The sequence below is a fragment of the Lentzea tibetensis genome (assembly GCF_007845675.1).
Lineage (GTDB): Bacteria > Actinomycetota > Actinomycetes > Mycobacteriales > Pseudonocardiaceae > Lentzea > Lentzea tibetensis.
On sequence record NZ_VOBR01000028.1, the window covers coordinates 1 to 17,262 of the forward strand.

Annotated in this window: 14 protein-coding genes; 6 read left to right on the forward strand and 8 right to left on the reverse strand. The window is 69.1% G+C overall.

The annotated features are described in order from the left end of the window. Positions 1–209, reverse strand: a 209-nt coding sequence (locus FKR81_RS33300) for an S-adenosylmethionine synthetase N-terminal domain-containing protein (protein ID WP_268891592.1), incomplete at its 3' end; no start/stop codon positions are given. A gap of 197 nt (positions 210–406) precedes the next feature. On the opposite strand from FKR81_RS33300, the gene FKR81_RS33305 reads away from it, so the two are divergent. Together FKR81_RS33305 and FKR81_RS43915 are read left to right on the forward strand one after the other, a co-directional pair. Beyond that, positions 407–616 carry a DUF5988 family protein gene (locus FKR81_RS33305; protein ID WP_146358209.1) on the forward strand — a complete coding sequence of 70 codons (210 nt, stop codon included), beginning with the start codon at positions 407–409 and terminating at the stop codon, positions 614–616. A 237-nt stretch (positions 617–853) separates the two neighbouring features. Then, positions 854–991: a hypothetical protein gene (locus tag FKR81_RS43915; protein ID WP_186763318.1), complete on the forward strand. Its 138-nt coding sequence runs from the start codon at positions 854–856 to the stop codon at positions 989–991. A 39-nt stretch (positions 992–1,030) separates the two neighbouring features. Here the strand turns inward: FKR81_RS43915 and FKR81_RS33310 are convergent, their stop codons facing one another. Continuing rightward, the gene (locus FKR81_RS33310; RefSeq protein WP_146358210.1) at positions 1,031–4,063 is read right to left on the reverse strand and encodes an AfsR/SARP family transcriptional regulator; all 3,033 of its coding nucleotides are present in this window, start codon (positions 4,061–4,063) and stop codon (positions 1,031–1,033) included. 529 nt (positions 4,064–4,592) lie between these two features. On the opposite strand from FKR81_RS33310, the gene FKR81_RS33315 reads away from it, so the two are divergent. Beyond that, positions 4,593–7,274 carry a helix-turn-helix transcriptional regulator gene (locus tag FKR81_RS33315; RefSeq protein ID WP_186763320.1) on the forward strand — a complete coding sequence of 894 codons (2,682 nt, stop codon included), beginning with the start codon at positions 4,593–4,595 and terminating at the stop codon, positions 7,272–7,274. A gap of 33 nt (positions 7,275–7,307) precedes the next feature. Here the strand turns inward: FKR81_RS33315 and FKR81_RS33320 are convergent, their stop codons facing one another. Together FKR81_RS33320 and FKR81_RS33325 are read right to left on the reverse strand one after the other, a co-directional pair. Next, complete coding sequence (locus FKR81_RS33320) at positions 7,308–8,192, reverse strand: ROK family protein (protein WP_146358212.1); 885 nt, start codon at positions 8,190–8,192, stop codon at positions 7,308–7,310. A 43-nt stretch (positions 8,193–8,235) separates the two neighbouring features. Continuing rightward, positions 8,236–11,088, reverse strand: a complete 2,853-nt coding sequence (locus tag FKR81_RS33325) for an AMP-binding protein (RefSeq protein ID WP_222598485.1) — start codon at positions 11,086–11,088, stop codon at positions 8,236–8,238. Between the two features lie 201 nt (positions 11,089–11,289). On the opposite strand from FKR81_RS33325, the gene FKR81_RS33330 reads away from it, so the two are divergent. The 3 genes from FKR81_RS33330 to FKR81_RS33340 are packed head-to-tail and all read left to right on the forward strand — an operon-like array spanning position 11,290 to position 13,482. After that, positions 11,290–12,027 carry a hypothetical protein gene (locus FKR81_RS33330; protein ID WP_146358213.1) on the forward strand — a complete coding sequence of 246 codons (738 nt, stop codon included), beginning with the start codon at positions 11,290–11,292 and terminating at the stop codon, positions 12,025–12,027. 14 nt (positions 12,028–12,041) lie between these two features. Then, on the forward strand, positions 12,042–13,109 hold the full coding sequence (locus FKR81_RS33335; protein WP_186763321.1) for a 3-dehydroquinate synthase family protein: 1,068 nt from the start codon (positions 12,042–12,044) through the stop codon (positions 13,107–13,109). Then, complete coding sequence (locus FKR81_RS33340) at positions 13,078–13,482, forward strand: nuclear transport factor 2 family protein (RefSeq protein ID WP_146358215.1); 405 nt, start codon at positions 13,078–13,080, stop codon at positions 13,480–13,482. Before FKR81_RS33335 ends, FKR81_RS33340 begins: the two co-directional genes overlap by 32 nt. Positions 13,483–13,537: 55 nt before the next feature. On the opposite strand, the gene FKR81_RS33345 is transcribed toward FKR81_RS33340, so the two are convergent. From FKR81_RS33345 to FKR81_RS33360, 4 genes are all read right to left on the reverse strand, one after another. Next, positions 13,538–14,194: an FMN-dependent NADH-azoreductase gene (locus FKR81_RS33345; protein ID WP_146358216.1), complete on the reverse strand. Its 657-nt coding sequence runs from the start codon at positions 14,192–14,194 to the stop codon at positions 13,538–13,540. Positions 14,195–14,280: 86 nt separating this feature from the next. Continuing rightward, positions 14,281–14,928 carry an HAD-IA family hydrolase gene (locus tag FKR81_RS33350; protein WP_146358217.1) on the reverse strand — a complete coding sequence of 216 codons (648 nt, stop codon included), beginning with the start codon at positions 14,926–14,928 and terminating at the stop codon, positions 14,281–14,283. An 18-nt stretch (positions 14,929–14,946) separates the two neighbouring features. Further along, a complete protein-coding gene (locus tag FKR81_RS33355; protein WP_146358218.1) occupies positions 14,947–16,011 on the reverse strand; it encodes a Gfo/Idh/MocA family protein in 1,065 nt (354 codons plus the stop codon). Continuing rightward, positions 16,008–17,153: a DegT/DnrJ/EryC1/StrS family aminotransferase gene (locus tag FKR81_RS33360; RefSeq protein ID WP_146358219.1), complete on the reverse strand. Its 1,146-nt coding sequence runs from the start codon at positions 17,151–17,153 to the stop codon at positions 16,008–16,010. Before FKR81_RS33360 ends, FKR81_RS33355 begins: the two co-directional genes overlap by 4 nt. Between the last annotated feature and the right edge of the window lie 109 nt (positions 17,154–17,262).

Here is a 17,262-nt window from a genome sequence, read left to right on the forward strand (position 1 = left end):
ACGATCGACGGGATGTCCGCGTACGCCTCGGTCGTCACCTCACCCGCGACGTGGACCTGGCCCGTCGTCACCAGCGTCTCGACCGCCACCCGCGAACGCGGATCCTTCGCCAGCAACGCGTCCAGGACGGAGTCGCTGATCGCGTCACAGATCTTGTCAGGGTGCCCCTCGGTCACCGACTCACTGGTGAACAGCCTCGAAGCAGTCACGATGTTCTCGCTTCCCTCGCAACGGAATTCTCCTGAGTGAAGCGAAAACTACTCGGCTATGTGAATAGCCCCCATCCCCTAAGGTTCCCCTACACACCCCTACGTGCGCCGACGTGTTCTGGATCTCATCTCCGCGGCACGTTAACTTCGATCCAGAATTCCCCCGGAAGAAACTCATTCGCATCTGGAGGACGTCGATGAACCCCATCAAGGTCGCACTCGCCGACGGAGTGAACGGACAGCCTTCCACCGAAACTCTCTACGAGGTGCACGACCTCGCCGACAAGGTCAAGCTGCAGTGCGGCAACGGCTACCGTCACTTCACCTATTCGGGGGACTCCGTCGCGGTCGGCGACATCCCGGTTCCGCTCTTCCACGAGTGCGGGCGCACGAAGATCGCCGAGTGACCGCAGCTCCGGAGCAGCGACGAGGAGTCGCGGCGAGCACCCCACGTGGCTGGTGAGCCCCCTGGCTCACCAGCCAGTTCGGTTTTCGCGAGGTCGGCGTCGCACCGGTCCGGACAATCCAGCGTCTCAATACGCAATTGGGTGACGCACCGGTCGGGAACCGCGTTGAAAGAGGCATGAAAACCGGGACAAGTAGCTTTGCATCAACACAACGACGAGTGATGGAGATGCATCGACATGGTTTACCGGGCGCTCACCTTCACCTTCCTCCCGCTGCTCATGCTGTTCGGCTCGACCGGTCTCGAGGAAATGACCGCTTCTGACACACCCTGGGACCCGAACTCGACGGTCACCGTCGTGTCGACAACGCTCTGAGCATCGAGCGAACCGCCGCCGGAGGAGGTACAGGCAGCCTTATCGGCCGCCTCCTCCCTGGCAGGCGCGCAACTGGCGTTCCGCGGCCAGCGCCCATTTCGGGATCTTGTACTCGACGAAGATCGTGTGCGCCTGCTCGGCCAGCATTCGCGCCTGTTTGGGCGCGCCTCTCGTCAACTCCACGTCTGCCAGCTCCAGCTGAGCACGGGCAACTCCGACGTGGTCGAGGTTGCGCGCACACAGGTCGATCGCCTTCTCCAGGAGCTCAGCCGCACGAGCGAGGCGGCCGCGTTTCCGCTCGATCACGCCGAGCATGTGGACGGCGTAGCTCTCGCCCTGCACGTCGTTCGCGTTCTTCACGAGGTCCAGCACTTCGGCCATCACCTGGCCGGCCGACTCGTACTCCCCCAGCGCCAGAAGCGCTTTCCCCAGCTTGTACCGCACCTGGGACTCGATCCGCGGGCTCCGCACCTCCCCGCATATCCCGGCCGCACGCTCGAGTTTGACCAACGCCGCCCCGTGGTCGCCTTCGTCGAGGTCGATCTGCGCCACCTGGCTCAACACCGACGCCTCACCGACGAGGTCCCCCAGCACCACGAACCCTTCCAGGGACTGGACGTAGTACGCACGGGCGCTGTCGGCGACTCCCCTCATCCGTTCGAGCAGCCCCAGGTTGCGTCGTGTCAGCGCCAGTCCGCGGGCGTCGTCCAACCCGGCGAACAACTCGAGCGCGGGCATCAAGGCCGACCGCGCGCGTTCCAGCCGGCTCTGGTTGAGGTACAACGATCCCAGCGAACACAGGAGCGCGGCGCTGCCCCGATCGTTGCCCGCGGCTCTGGTCGCGGCGAGAGAATGCTCGTGCGTGGCCAGCCAGTCGTCGAAGTAGCTCCGCACCTCGAACAGCGACACCATGCTCACCGACAGGTCCCAGCACAGCTCGTCGAGGCCGAAGTCGATTCCCTGCCTGATCGCCGAGCAGATGTTGGCTCGCTCCGACTCCAGCCAGCGCAACGGGTCGTCGACCACGTCGTCCGTGTACGCGGCAGGCACCGGCCAGCGCGCGCCGTCGCCGTGCAGGGTCACGAACTCCCCGCCGTACAGACGGCGATGGGCGAGTCCGGTGAGCTGCAGCCAGCCGCCCAGCACTCGGCCGATGCTCTCGGACTCGGCGGACGGCTCGTTCTGCCGCAGCCGCTCCCTGGCGAAGATCCGCACGAGGTCGTGGAACCGGTAGCGGGACGAGGTGATCGCCTCACCGGCCGTGGTGTCCACCAGGTGCGCGTCGACCAGCCGGTCGAGGCGGTTCAGCGAGTCACCCTCCGCGTCGTCCAGCACCGCCGCGGCGGTCCACGCGGGCAGGTCGTCGGCATCGAGACCTCCCAACCTGTTCATCAGGTCGGCCGCTCCGACGTCCAGCACCTCGCAGGTCATCTCGAGACTGCTGCGCACCACCATGTCGCCGTGTCGCAGCTCGTCCAGGCGCCTCGTCTCGTCGGCCAGTCTGTCCACCATGGACTGCAGCGTCCAATGTGGATGGGCCGCCAACCTGGCGCCCACGACGCGCAACGCCAGCGGCAGACCGCCGACCGCGGCCACGATGGCACCGGCCGCATCGCGCTCGCGCTCCACTCGCTCGCGCCCGATCGCTCCTTCCAGCATGGCCAGCGACGAGCGCGGCGAGAGCACGTCGATCGGCACGATGCGACTCCCGAACAGCCCGGTGAGGCGAGCGCGGCTGGTCACCAGCACGGCGCACGTCGGGGAACCCGGCACCACCGGTCGCACCTGCGCCTCGTTCGCGGCATCCTCGAGCACCACGAGCACCCGCCGGTCCGCGAGCAGTCCGCGGTACATCTCGCCGCGTTCGTCCTCGCTGTCGGGTATCGACGCGCCGTTGACCCCCATGGCGCGCAGGAACCTGCCGAGCGCTTCCCTGGCTGTCACCGGGTTTCCCGCGTTGGAGTGCAGGTTGATGTACAGCTGCCCGTCGGGAAAGTGTTCCGTCGCAACCTGATGAGCCACGTGCACGGCCAGTGCGCTCTTGCCCACCCCGGCCCGGCCGGTGAGGCTCACGATCGGCACGGCGTTGCGCGCGGGTCCCGGCTCGGGTTCGGACGCCAGCAGTCGCCCCACCATGTCGACGAGCTCGTCACGCCCGGCGAAGTCACCGATGGTCGTCGGCAGTTGCCTGGGGCGCCCCCAGCTCGTCCGGGAGTCCGCGGTCGAAGTCCGGGGCGCTTGCACCAGGAGCGTCTCGTCGTCGGCGAGAATGGCCTCCGAGAGGCGCTGCAGCTTGACGCCGGGATCAAGCCCGAGCTCCTCGACCATGAGAGCGCGACCGTCGCGGTAAACGCTCAACGCGTCGTTCTGGCGGCCCGAACGATAGAGCGCGAGCATCAGGAGATAGCGAAACTGCTCCTTCAGCGGGTGTTCGGCGACCAGCGTTTTGAGCTCGCCGACGAGCTCTCGATGCCGCCCCAGCTCGAGCTCATGCCCGAGACATTCCTCGATGACTTCGAGGTGCAGCTCATCCAACCAGGCGACATGATCTCGGACAACCCGAGAGTCACAATCCAGCGATGCCCCCCGCCACAGCCGGAGAGCACGACGCATCGACGACGAAGCCTCGTCAACCATTCCATTTCGAGCGAGGTCACGAGCCTCGTGCACCATGTTTTCGAACAGGAGGCTGTCGACGTCCTCGTCGGCAACGTCGAGCCGATAACCCGGCGATTGCGTCACAATCTTGGCCGGCAGGTCCATGCGATCGAACTCGGCGCGCAGGGCATGAATGCAGAACTGAATCTGCGCACGTGCCGTCGATGGCGGCGCTTCATTCCAGCTCGCATCGACCAATTGGTCCACGCTAACGACTTGTCGCGCCCTGACCAACAACAGCGAAAGCACAGCGAGCTGCCTCCCGGACACGGTGCGCACCTCGCCGTCAGCCGCGCTGAGCTGCACCGCGCCCAGAATTCGGAACGCGATGTCGCCATCCGCCGCCACCGACCGGTCCGAGCCCACCCAGCACCTCACAGCTTCGCAACATCCGACGAAACGCAAGCCGGCCATCTACGCTCGGACAGCTTGTCCACACCTCCGAACAGATCAGCGTCGAGGAGGCGGTAACCAAGCGCGACAACTCGGTCACAAGCCGATCTCAAAGTACCTTTTGTTACAACAATCGTCAATGGACATGACACGCGGTAGCTATACGGAAGGGCTCTTTACCTGGACAGACTTCCGACAGACTCTTGTCTCAATTGGCCACTCGTCACGCCATGAGACCGAAGTACAAGACATAGGAAGTCTATGCAAATACTGGGGCAATACCAGAACATCGACCGCACACAACCCGCCGCTTGCCTGATCTCGACAAAACAGCCACTCGTAGTCGGACATCCAGCCCATGATCACCGCCTGTTCAGTCGAAACGGCGTTGCATCCACCCCAGCGAGCAGGTGGCCGAGGCCGAGCAGTCCGCGACGGTCGGTCCGAGCCGATCAAAAGGCGGTTGAAATTCACCTGGAATGCAGACGATAGCTCCAACACTAAAATAGGTGTCGACACCTGTGCCAAGGTGACGACAGGAGGCATCCCGGTGGATTTGGTGGAACGGGACGCACATCTCACACACCTCATGCAGTGGCTCACCGACGAACACGGCCGGTCTTCCGGGTTCGTGTCCGTCGACGGCCCTGTCGGTGCGGGCAAAACCTCCCTGATCCGCACCTTCAGCCGCCGCGCCGCCGATGCCGGATCCCACGTGATGAGCACGGTGTGCACGTCACTGGACCGGGCACTCCCCTTCGGCACCCTGCACCAACTCTTCTGCGGCTCCACACTGCCCGCCTGGTTCGTCGACAGGTGCGCGACAGCACTGGAGCAGGCGATGCAGACGGGCGGTGACCTGGCGGTCGCACAGGTGTTGAGCCGGCTGTGCACCGCGGTCACGGATCTCGCGGAACAGCGACCCGTGCTCATCGCGATCGACGACGTGAAGCACGCGGACGAGTGCTCGACCCGGATCCTGGTGCAGCTGGTGCGGCGGCTCGGTGCGACGCGGGTGCTGCTCGTGACGACCGAGCGGACCGAGTTCCCCCAGGCCGCGTCGCCGACGTCCGACCTGACCAGTCCGTCCCACGTGCGGCAGCTGAGCCTCCCGCTCCTCTCCCGTGCCGGCGTGGCCGAGGTGCTCCGCCGCGGTGGAGGTGCCCGGCACGCCGACCACGTCGTGGAGGAGTTCCTCGCCGCCACCGGCGGAAGTCCGTTGCTGGTCCACGCGTACCTGGAAGGACCGCAGGCACTCGGACGCACCGCTGTCGCCTGCCTGCGCGACAGCGGCGCCCCGGTGCTCGAGGTGGCGCGGGCGCTCGCGGTGAACGAGGCCGAGTTCTCCGCACCGGTGCTCGCCGAGCTGCTGGACGTCGCCCCCGTGACGGTCGAACAGGCCCTGCGGACCATGACCGCGGCCGGGTTGCTGGCCGAGCACGGCTTTCGCCACCCCGCCGTCAGAGACTGCCTGCTCGACGACATGGCGCCGCACGAGCGCCAGTCGCTGCACCGGCGCAGCGCCCGGTTGCTCCACGAGCGCGGCGCTCCCGCCACCCTCGTCAGCGACCACCTCCTGCGTGCCGCACATGCCGACGAACCGTGGGCACCGGAGGTTCTGCTGGAGGCGGCGGAACAGGCGGTCATGGACCAGCACGCGGAACGCGCGGTCGACTTCCTCCTGCTCGCTCAGACCTGCGAGGTGAACGACGACCTCGGTGCGACGATCCGCGCGCGCCTCGCCCGCGCCGAGTGGCTGCTCAACCCGGCGGTCGCCGCCCGCCACCTCCCCGATCTCTCCACCATCGCGGCATCCGACGCGCTGCGGTCGACGGACGCGGTTCAGGTGATCCGTCAGCTCATGTGGCTCGGCAGGCAGACCGACGCACGCCGGTTGCTGGACAAGACCATGCGCAGGGACGGGTTCGGGCACCTGGCGTGCGACGTCCACCGCTGGCTCCAGGTCTGCTACCCGGCGCTCGCACTCGAGATGCCCGCGCCGAGGGCGGAGAAGTCACCCCCGCGCGCGGTGCCCATGTCGCAGATCGCAGCGGCTTTGATCCGGGGCGATGTCGACAGCGTGCCCGCTCGGGCGAGCACGTTGCTGGCGCAGCCCTTCAGCCAGTCCGACGCGACCTGGTCGGTCGAGCCGGTCCTGCTCGCGCTGCTGAGCCTCCTGTACGTCGACCAGGTCGCCGATGCGAGCGCGTGGTGCGATCACCTCGCGGCCGGGGTGGCCGCGGATCGCTCACCGACCTGGCGCGCGGTGGTGGACGCGGTCCGCGCGGAGATCAACTGCCGGCGTGGCGACTTCCCCTCCGCGATCCACTACGCGCACAGCTCGCTGACCACGTTGACGCCGCGTGCCTGGGGAGTCGCCGCCGCCCTGCCGATCAGCGCACTCGTGCAGGCGCACACGAGAACGGGCGACCACGACCAAGCCGCCAAGCTGTTGTCGCAGATCGTGCCGGAGGCCGTGTTCGACACCCGCTACGGACTGCACTACCTGCACGCTCGGGGGCACCACCAACTCGCGACCGGACGCACGCACGCCGGCCTGGCCGATTTCCTCTCCTGCGGCGAGCTCATGCGCAAGTGGGCGCTCGACCTCTCGGGAATCGTTCCCTGGCGCACGAGTGCGGCCGAGGCGTGGTTGCGGCACGACAATCCCGACCAGGCACGCCGCCTGATCTACGACGAGCTCGCCAAACCGGGTGGCGAACGATCGCGGAGCCGGGGCATCTCGTTGCGGCTGCTCGCGAGCATCACCGAGCCCCGCCAGCGACCGCATCTGCTCACCGAGGCGATGGAACTGCTGGAGGCGAACGGGGATCAGTACGAGCTGGCCATGGTGCTCGGCGAGCTCGGACGCGCCCACCAGGCGCTCGGAGATCGGAAACGCGCCAGGATGGTCATGCACCGCGCGTGGCACGTCGCCCGCGCGTGCTCCGCGACGCCTCTGTCCCACGAGCTGTTGCCCGAATCGGGAGACGCCGACGCGGTGACCGCGGTTCCGGCCGCTCCCACCGCGATCTCCGAGCTCACGAAGTCGGAGCTCCGGGTCGCCTCACTGGCCGCGATGGGGTACACGAACCGCGAGATCGCCGCGAAGCTCTTCATCACGCCCAGCACCGTCGAGCAGCACCTGACGAGGGTGTTCCGCAAGCTGAACGTCCGACAGCGCAGCGACCTCCCGCCCGATCTCTGCGCGGCGACCTCCAAGATCGCGTGAGACCCGCCGCCGGAACGGCGGCGGGTGTGCCCGTCAGTCGAGCCGGGCGAGGAGAACCGCTCCCTGCAACGAGGACAGTCCTCCGCAGGCGGCCGGCCTGATGTCGATCGTGCCCATGCCCGGCCTGGTCCAGGCCGCGGCGTGCTCGACCACCCGGTGCACGAAGTCGTCGACGGCCGCGGCGAACCCGCCACCGATCACCACGACGGCCGGGTGCAACAGCTCCATCAGGTTGACGGTGGCGACCGCGATCGCCGCGCAACTGTCGTCCACGGCGGACACGGCCCACGACTCCTCCCGCCGCAGGCCCGCGCGGAGCTCGGCCATGCCGACCTCACCGCCGCGGCGCCGGGCGGCCCGGTTCAACGTGGCCGGACCGGACGCGACGGCCTGCAGGCAGCCCCGGCGGCCGCACACGCACGGTTCGCCGTACCGATCGATGATCATGTGCCCGACCTCGCACGCCCCCGTCGCGGAACAGGCCGCGAGCCGGCCGCCGATGACGAGGCCGCCGCCGATTCCCGTCCCCACTCCCAGGTAGGCGAGATCGAGGCAGTCCGCGCTGGCGGCCTCGGCGAGCGCGGCCAGCTCGCCGTCGTCACCGTGCCGGACGAGCACGCCGGGGAAGAGCTGGTCCATCAGCGCACCGAAGTTCAGCGCGGTCCAATGGGATCGGCTCGGCCAGGTGACGACGTGCCCCGAGTCGTCGATCGTCGCGGGCATCGCGATGCCGACGCGGGTGATCGGCTCCGGCCACTCCGCCCGTGCGGTCGCGAGGTGATCTGCCAGTGCGCTCAGATCGTCGCTGACATCGCGGGTGTTCGGCCAGCGGAAGGAGCTCTCGTGCGTCACGCCGCCGCTGAACTCGCCCCGAAGCGCGACCTTGGTTCCTCCGACGTCGATCCCGACGTAGGCCATGCGTTCTCCTCCATGCGGTTCCGTCCAACGCGTCAGGGCGCTGTCAGCCGACCCCCTCGACCAGTTCCAGCAACCCTCGCATCCTGGCTCCGACGCTCGACCGCGCCACGTGATCGAGATCGGGCACCATCCGGTTCAGCTCGTGCATCAGCCGCTCGACCTCGCCCCGGACCGACTCCGCTGCCATCGCGCGTTCGCCGTGCTGCAGCGCCTTTCCGGTCGCGATCGCGTCGTCGACGGACATCGCGCCGTCGATCCGCACGAGCCTGGTGAACGCCAGGCTGTCCTCACGGGACCAAGCGTCCTCAACGGACTGATCGCCCGCCTGAACCACGATCGTGGACGGCACGGGCGCACCGGCTTCGGCGAACTCGGCGAGGCACCGCACGTCCTCCGCGGAGGCCGCCCGGATCCAGTCGTGCGGACAGGGCGGCTCCTGCGCGGCACCCGAGGACGAGTCGACGAGGTCGCGCAACAACGGCGGCACCTCACCGCTCCAGCACCCACCGTCGAGCCGCGTCGCCGCGAAGTGACCGCGGTCGAAGCTCAGCGCCGCGTCGAACGTCGCCAACGCCTCCCGCACCGGCAGGTCCGCCCACGCGATCAGCACCGCCCGGCCGGCGTCGACGAGGTCGTCGAACGGCGTCGTGCCCGCGGTCGCGTCGAACTCGGTGAAGATCACCAGACGGGCGTTCCCCGCGAGTGCGGCGAGGTCGCGCGCACCGTCCGCGCCTGCCTCGTCGCCGAGGCACTCGCCGTGCACCACCAGTGAGACGTCACGAGGCGGCGGCGCATCGCCTGCTGCCGTCGCGACCCTGGCCCCCTCCTCGCGAAGGTCGGCGACCAGGCGGGACCACGCTCGTCCGGCGTGTCGCGCGGACCCGATCAACAGGAGATCGCGCACCCCGTGTGCGGCCACGAGGTGACGGGTCACCGCGGCGACGAGCGGGTGTTCCGCACCGGTCACGACCACCGTTCCGCTCGCCGCGTCCAGCGCGGGCGCCGAGCCGAGGCGCGTGCGGCCGAGCCGGGGCACCAGCAACACCGATGAGCGCACTGAAACCCGAGGCTCACCGGCGGCCACCGCACGGGGCAGCACGACACCGGGATCCGAATCGTCGTCCAGGTCGACCACCGTTCGACGACCACCGGCGGTGATCTCGGCGAGCGGTCCTCGTTGCCGGACAACGACATCCGCGAGCGCGGGCGCCACCACGCGCACACCGGCGACCTTCAGGCTCGCGGCCCACCGCTCGTCCTCGACGCTCCACCGGCCGGTCACCGGGGCGTGCTCGGGCACCGAGGGAAGCGGCACCCAGTCCCTGCGGAACAACGTGTCGCAGCTCCCGGTCGACGCCGCGCGGAGTCGTGCGGGCACGTCCAGGAGCACGTGCCGCGTCGTCTTGCCGAGAGGTGTGCGCGGAATTGAGCCGATCTCGTACAACTCCACGGGCTGTTTGAAGTACGGCAGCCGATCGCGGCACGCGGCGTAGACCCGTTCCGGATCGAACCCGTCGGGGCCCGGTACGACGAACGCCACCGGCACCTCACCGAGCACGCTGTGGGGTTTGCCCACCACCGCGACACCGGCGACGCCCGGCACGTCCCGGACCACCGCTTCGATCTCCCCCGGATGGATCCTCTCTCCTGCCCTGATGATCTGCTCCTTCATCCTGCCGACGACCGTGATGCATCCGGTCGCGTCTTTGCGGGCGAGATCACCGGTGTGGTACCAGCCGTCGCGGAGCACCGCGGCGGTCGACTCCGGCTGGTTGTGGTAGCCGAGCATCACGCCGGGGCCGCTCACGAGCACCTCGCCCTCCTGGTCGGTTCCCGCTTCCAGCCCGGTCTCCTGGTCCACGAGACGCACGTTGAGCCCTGGCACCGGAAGCGCGCCCGCCCGGTCGCTGGTCGGCCAGTTCACCGTGATCGAGCCGCAGGTCTCGGTGCTGCCGTACACGTCGAGCAGCGGAACGCCGAACACGTCGGCGAAGTCGCGGCGCAGCGCGCCGGTGGTGATCGCACCGCCGACGAGGCCGATGCGGAGCTCCGGCAACCGGACCGTCCGCCGCCGGGCCGCCCGCACGAGTTGGTGGTAGGTGCTCGGCAGACCCGCGAGCACCGTCGCGCCGTCCTCGAACGCCAGTCTCAGCACCTCTTCCGGAGCGAACCGCTCGACGATCCGCGCGGTCCCGCCCGTTGAGGTCACCCCCAGCACGCAGGCGATGTGCGACAGGCTGTGCGAGAGCGGCAACGGCCACAGCACGCGGTCGGTGTCGCAGAGGCCGGCGATCGGGACGTAGCACGCCGCGACCGACCACAGGCAGTTGCGCTGACTCGACAGCACGCCCTTCGGCAGCCCGGTCGTGCCCGCGGTGTAGAGCATCCACGCGGGCAGGTCGAGGGACAGGTCGTCGCGCGCGCCCGCCGAGCTGTCGGTGCAGGCGCGTGCCTCGTAGGACAACGTCGACCCCGCGGACGTGCGCACGTGATCGTCACCGACGACCAGCACGACCAGGCGGCGGGTGCTCGCCCGAGCCACCCGCTCGGCGTTGCCCGCATCGGTGATCACCACCCTGGCCCCGCTGTCGTGCAGGACGTGAGCGAGCTCCTCGTCGGTCGACTCCACGGTCAGCGGAACCGCGATGCCGCTGGCCCTGGTGATCGCGAAGTAGCTCTCGACCATCTCGACGCGGTTGCGCATGAGGATGGCCGCGCGGTCTCCCGGCTGCAGCCGGAGCTCGGCGAGGTGTCCGGCCAACCGGCGCGTCCGCAGTTCGAGATCCGCGTAGCTGACGGCACGCGAGCCGTCGTGGAACGCGACTCTCTCGCCGTGACGCTCGGCCTTCTCCTCGAGCACCTCCGGCACCGGACGGATGAGTTCTGTCCGCAGCACGCCGTCACCCCTTCACTCGGAGACCAACCGGGTCGTCCACGTTCGTCGATCCAGTGTCCGCCGCCACACTGGAAACGGGCCCCCCAGCGAACCCCCCTACGGCCACCTAGTCCTCGGTTCAGCCCACCGGGGAGACGCGGCCCATCGCTAGCGTTCCCTGTGCAGTCAGGGTGAAACGACACCGAACCGAGGTGAGAAGGTATGGCTCGCAAGTGGTCGTGTGTCCGCCTGTCCGCCCCGAAACACGTCGACTCGCAACAACACGTCACCAATCTGCTGTCCACCGTCGTCCCGCGCCTGCGCGCCTGTCTGCGCAACGCGGACCGGACAGCGCGCTGGTCGTTCGAACGGCGTCACGACCGGGACGGCGAACACCTCCTGCTGTGCTTCCTGACCGGGCCCCGTGCGCACGACGCGCTCAGCTGGCTGCTGCCCGACCAGGACGTGTCGCAGGTGGCCGAACCGCACCAGGAGCACGAACACGGCTGCGAGCAGCTCGCGCACGCCTCCAGCGATCTGGCGGTCGACATCGGGGCGATGAACGACTGGCTGCCGTTCGCGTACTTCCACCTCTGCGAGCTCGTCGAACTGGTGCACCCGGCCGACCGCGGCCAGTTCCTCTTCCTGTGCTGGCAACGGTGGACGGCGGCGTTCCTGCCCGAACACCGGGTGAAGCTGCTCGGCGCCGCGGACGCGTGGGTACCTCCCGCCACCGACCAGCGGCACCTCACCGGTGCGGCCGGGGAGTCGTGGACCGCCTACCTCCACGCGGTTCGACGTGCGTGCGCGGACTCGGTTCACCCGCACTACCTGCTCTACGAGCACCTGCACAGCACCCACGCCCGGCTCGGCATCGACCTCGCGAGCCAGGCGCTCGCCGCCAGGTCCACCCGGACCTGGCTCGACTCCGAAGCCAGCCAGCGGCTGCGCTCCGCATGACGCGAGGAGAACGGGTGATCAGCGAGGTTCCCGTCGAGCTCGGCGACCGGTCCTACACCGTCCACATCGGATCCGGTGTGCGACACGACCTGCCCGGCATCGTCGCCGCTGCCGGTGCCGCCAGGGCCGTCGTGGTGACCGCGCGGCCACCGGAGTGGACACCGGACCCCGGTGTGCCGTCCGTGGTGATCCCCGCGCAGGACGGTGAGGCGGGCAAGACGCTCGCCGCGGTCGAGCGCCTGTGCGGTGAGTTCGCCCGGTTCGGGCTGCACCGCTCCGACGTCGTGATCTCCTGCGGCGGCGGGACGACGACCGACACCGTGGGGCTCGCCGCGGCCCTCTACCACCGCGGCACTCCGGTGGTGCACCTCCCGACCTCCCTGCTCGCCCAGGTCGACGCCAGTGTCGGCGGCAAGACCGCGGTCAACCTGCCCGCGGGCAAGAACCTGGCCGGGGCCTACTGGCAGCCCCGCGCCGTGCTGTGCGACACCGACTACCTCGGCACGCTCCCGGAGCGGGAGCGGATCAACGGACTCGGTGAGATCGCCCGCTGCCACTTCATCGGTGCGGGCGATCTGCGTCCGCTCTCCACGCACGAGCAGATCGTGGCGAGTGTCGCGCGCAAGGCCGAGATCGTGGCCGCGGACGAGTGCGACGGCGGCCTTCGGCACCTCCTCAACTACGGCCACACGCTGGGCCATGCTCTCGAGCGCGCAACGGACTTCTCGTTGCGCCACGGGGAGTGCGTCGCGATCGGCACCGTCTTCGCCGGTCGCCTGGCCCACGCACTCGGCCGGATCACTCCCCACCGCGCTGCCGAGCACCACGACGTGGTGCGCCACTACGGGCTTCCGGCAGCACTTCCTCCCGACGCCGACGTGGCATCACTGGTCCGGCTCATGCGCCTGGACAAGAAGGCGACCACCGGTCTGACCTTCGTGCTCGACGGCCCGCACGGTGCCGAGCTGGTCGGGGACGTCCCCGAGGCCGCTGTGGTCACCGCGCTCGCGGGCATGCCGCGGGAGCTCACTCACCGATCGGAGAACCGTTGTGTCCCAAGCAGTGCAGCTGATCACGCCTGAGCAGATGGTGCTCCGCTACCAGAAGGCGGTGGAGGAGAACTCTGCTGACGCGTTCGCCGGCCTCTTCGCGGACGACGCGGTCATGGAGTTCCCCTTCGTTCCTCCCGGCTGGCCGAACCGGTTCGTCGGGAGCGACGAGATCCGCGCGGTCATCAACGCCCACGCCGAGGGCAGTCCGCTCACGTCAGGGCGCTTCCACAACTTCGAGTGGCATCAGACGACGAACCCGGACCGGATCATCGTCGAGTTCCACCTGCCGCAGCGCGATCCCGATGCCGACCAGTGGCAGCAGACGGGGTTGCTCATCCTCGAGGTGCGGGACAACCAGATCGTCCTGTTCCGCCAGTACCTCAATCCCGCGGCCGAAGCGTGACGACATGGGGCTGCGCCCGCCGGTTCTCGGCGGGCGCAGCCCCATGTGCTCGAGCTCAGGCGACTGAGGTCTCGACGTCGACGGCGTGTTCCTCGACGGCTCGCAACGCCGCGTCGAGCGACTCCGCCGCGGCGCCGCGGAACGCGGCCATCTGGGGCATGACCGCGGCCATCGTCAGCTCCGCGTGGACGAACGACAGGTCGGCGTCCAGTCCGATCAGGCTCAGCACGGCACGCAGGTACGGCTCCTGGAAGTCGAACGGCGCGCGGGGCGTGCCGGGCGCGTAGCTGCCGCCACGCGCACAGGCGACCACCACTTTCTTACCGCTCAACACACCGCGGCCGGTCGAGGGGTCCACCATGTGCGCTGGGATGATGACGCGGTCGAGCCACGCCTTGAGGGTCGACGGGATCGAGAAGTTGTACATCGGCACGCCCAGCAGCAGCGTGCTCGCCGCCCTCAGCTCGTCGACCAGCGGGGCGCTGATCGTCCACTGCGCACGCTGCTCGGGAGTGCGCGCCTCGTCGGACACCGCCGCAGCCGCCTGGGTGGCGCCGGTGATGTGCGGTACCGGATCCACCGCGAGGTCGCGGTGGACGTATGCGCCACGCGGGTGCGCGGCCTGCCAGCGAGCGGCGAACGCGGCGGACAGCCGGCGGGACACCGACCCCGTTCCCGACACGCTGGCGTCGATGTGCAGCAGACTAGACATGTGCGTTTCTCCTGACCGGCCTCGATCTGGGAGGGTTCGGAGGCGAAGCTAGGCCGACCGGCTTTCGAATCCTTTCCGCTTCGTTTTCACGTCGCCACGACGGGCAGCGGCAGGACCTGGAGCAGCTCGACCGGACTGCGCAGCACGAACTCGGGCCGTGCGACCATCAGGTCGTCGGCGTCGAGTGCGCCCCACAGCGCCCCGATCGCGGTGACTCCGGCCTGCCTGGCGGCGATGACGTCGTTGGCCGCGTCACCGACCATCACGGCCGAGTCCGGTGCGGTGCCGAGCAGGGCGAGTGCGCGCTGGACGATGTCGGGGGCGGGCTTGGGACGCGCCACCTCGTCCGAACCGAGCACGTGGTCGAACGACGAGAGCAAGCCGAGACACCTCAGCAACGACCGCGCCCGCACCCCTGACTTCCCGGTGGCGATCGCGAGACCGAACCCCAGCGTCCGCAGCTCTGCCAGCAGCTCGCGAACGCCGTCGTGCACGGCGACCTCGCCTTCCAGCCGATAGCTCTCGCGGACGAACGGGCCCTCCATCTCCAGCGGTAGCCCCATGATCGTCATGATGTCCGTGAAGTACCGGCCCTGGTGGCGCTCGTACTCGGCGAACGGCGCCTCTCCCGCACCGACGACCTCGGCGTGCGCCGTGACGAATGCCCGGCGCATGACGTCGTGGCTGTCGACGATCACGCCGTCGAGGTCGAAGATCACTGCGCGCTCGTACATCGGTGGTCCCTTCGTCGATCAGGCGGCAACAGCCCGCGTTCGAGCGGACTCGTAGAGGCGTTCGATCACGGCGATCGTTCCGCGCACGTCGTCGATCGCGCGGCCGCGGCTGCCGGGATCGGCCAGCAGGGCGGGAATCTCGTCCAGCTGCCTGCGGTACTCGATGCCGATCGGCTCGCCGGCCAGCTCGATCTCCTCGGTCTCGCCGTCGCGCGTCACGGTCAGGGTCGGGCGCGCGATCCTGTTGGGACTGAACCCGAAGGTGCAGCGCAGCTCGGCCGTGCCTCCGCTGCTCTCCACGACGACGCTGGTGACGTCGTTGGCCTCGTGCGACGCCCAGCTCGCTCGCAGCGACACCGACACGCCCGTCGTCGACACGAGGAACCCCCGAGCGGTGTCCTCGACATCGCTCTCGGCCTCCTGCGGCTGGTCGTAGCGCCACGTGGCCCTGCTGGTGCGCTGCTTGACGAAGTCGTCCGACACGGCGCCGACGACCTGGGTGAAACCGACCGGCCCGACGAGATGCCCGAACGTGTCCAGCAGGTGCCAGCCGAGATCCACCAGCGCACCACCTCCGGACAACGAACGCCGGACGAACCAGCCGTCCCCGACGGGAACACCGCTGGCGCGCACCCACGCGAGGTCGACGTGACGCACGCTCCCCTGCGCCGAGATGAGCTCGCGCAGTGCTCGCACGTCGCCGCGGTACCGCGCCGCGCTTCCGGCGAGCAGCACGGCGCCGCCGGCCCGTTCGGCGTTCGCGAGGTCGTCGGCCTCCGCGGCGGTGAGACAGACCGGCTTCTCGACGAAGACGGGGATGCCCGCGTGCAGCAACCCGCAGGCGACCGAGCTGTGCATGTGGTTCGGCACCGCCACGATCGCCAGGTCGACCCCCGCGGGCGTGAGCTCCGCCGTGCTCGCGAGCACCGGTGTACCGGGCGCCTCGCGTTGCGCGGTCGCCCGTGCGATCGGCGCGGGGTCCACCGCCGCCACGACCTCGTACTCGGGGTGCTCTCGCAACGCGGACAACCAGATCGACCGGCCCGCCCAGCCGAGCCCGACCACCGCGACCCGGATCGTCATGACTTCGCGAGCGTGTCGGCGACGATCTCCGCGATCTCGTGCATCTGCTCCTCCGTGCCGAGCAGCGTGCGGTGGTGCAGCCAGATGCAGTCCCGCATGATCGCCTCCGTGTTCGGGCAGCGGCGCGCGATCTCCCCAACGGTCTCGTCGGGCGCGCCGACCTCCCAGAACCCGTTGCAGCGGTACACGGCCCGGAACGCCGCGAAGGCGGGCACGCCGCGTTCGACCAACCGGTCGACGAGCGCGTTGCGCCGGTTCTCGTCGAGACCGGGGACGCGGAACATCGCCATGTAGTGGGGATTCCGGTCGCAGCGCTCGTCGCGTCCCTGCGGCACGACACCGGGGATCTGGCGCAGCAGTTCGCTCAGCACGGGCCACCGCTGTTCGCGGGTGTCGATCTGACTGTCCAAACGCGACAGCTGGGCGCGGAGCACGCTCGCGGAGAACTCGTTGAGCCTGAAGTTCGACCCCGAGGTCTGGTGCAGGTAGTGGCGGTCCGTCGGCGGACGCCCGCAGCTGTGCCGCAGGAACGCGGCGTCGTAGAGCCCCTCGTCGGGGAACGTGACGGCGCCGCCTTCCCCGGCGGTCATGAGCTTTCCGTTCTGGAAGCTGAACGCGGCGACCGACCCGAGCTCGCCCGCCCTCTTGCCGTGCCACTGCGCGCCGTGAGCGTGTGCGGCGTCCTGGAGGAGGGGAACCCCTGCGTCCGCCGAGAGCTTCGCCAACGCGTCCATGTCCGCGAAGTGGCCGGCCATGTGCACGGGCATGATCGCGCGGGTCCTCGGCGTGATCGCGGCGGCCGCTGCCTCGACGTCGATGCAGTAGGTGACGTCGTCCACGTCGACGGGCACGGCGACGGCGCCGAGGCGCTGGGCAGCCTGCGACGACGAGATGAACGTGAAGGCGGGGACGATCACCTCCGCGCCGGGGCCGACTCCGAGCACCTGCAAAGCGAGTTCCAGGGCATGCGTGCCATTGGTGACGGCGAGCGTTTTCGAAGCGCCGTGATACTCGGAGAACTCGCGCTCGAACGACACCACCTCGTTGCCGCCCATGCGCCACCATTGTCCTTGCTCGAGCGCACGGACGAGATTGGCACGCTCCTCGTCGTCGAACTGCGGCCACGCTGGAAATTGCGACATAACCAACTCCTACGATGACGGGTACGGCCGTAGTGGGTGCCGAATTCACGCTACCGCCGCCCTGTCACGTCGACGTACCCCCTACGTCCACCCCAGCACACCCCTCACC

Bases quoted from the DNA above. Each gene is read 5' to 3' on its own strand.
- FKR81_RS33305 (WP_146358209.1), top strand. From the start codon at position 407: ATGAACCCCATCAAGGTCGCACTCGCCGACGGAGTGAACGGACAGCCT.
- FKR81_RS43915 (WP_186763318.1), top strand. From the start codon at position 854: ATGGTTTACCGGGCGCTCACCTTCACCTTCCTCCCGCTGCTCATGCTG.
- FKR81_RS33310 (WP_146358210.1), bottom strand. From the start codon at position 4,063: ATGGCCGGCTTGCGTTTCGTCGGATGTTGCGAAGCTGTGAGGTGCTGG.
- FKR81_RS33320 (WP_146358212.1), bottom strand. From the start codon at position 8,192: ATGGCCTACGTCGGGATCGACGTCGGAGGAACCAAGGTCGCGCTTCGG.
- FKR81_RS33330 (WP_146358213.1), top strand. From the start codon at position 11,290: ATGGCTCGCAAGTGGTCGTGTGTCCGCCTGTCCGCCCCGAAACACGTC.
- FKR81_RS33345 (WP_146358216.1), bottom strand. From the start codon at position 14,194: ATGTCTAGTCTGCTGCACATCGACGCCAGCGTGTCGGGAACGGGGTCG.
- FKR81_RS33350 (WP_146358217.1), bottom strand. From the start codon at position 14,928: ATGTACGAGCGCGCAGTGATCTTCGACCTCGACGGCGTGATCGTCGAC.
- FKR81_RS33355 (WP_146358218.1), bottom strand. From the start codon at position 16,011: ATGACGATCCGGGTCGCGGTGGTCGGGCTCGGCTGGGCGGGCCGGTCG.
- FKR81_RS33360 (WP_146358219.1), bottom strand. From the start codon at position 17,153: ATGTCGCAATTTCCAGCGTGGCCGCAGTTCGACGACGAGGAGCGTGCC.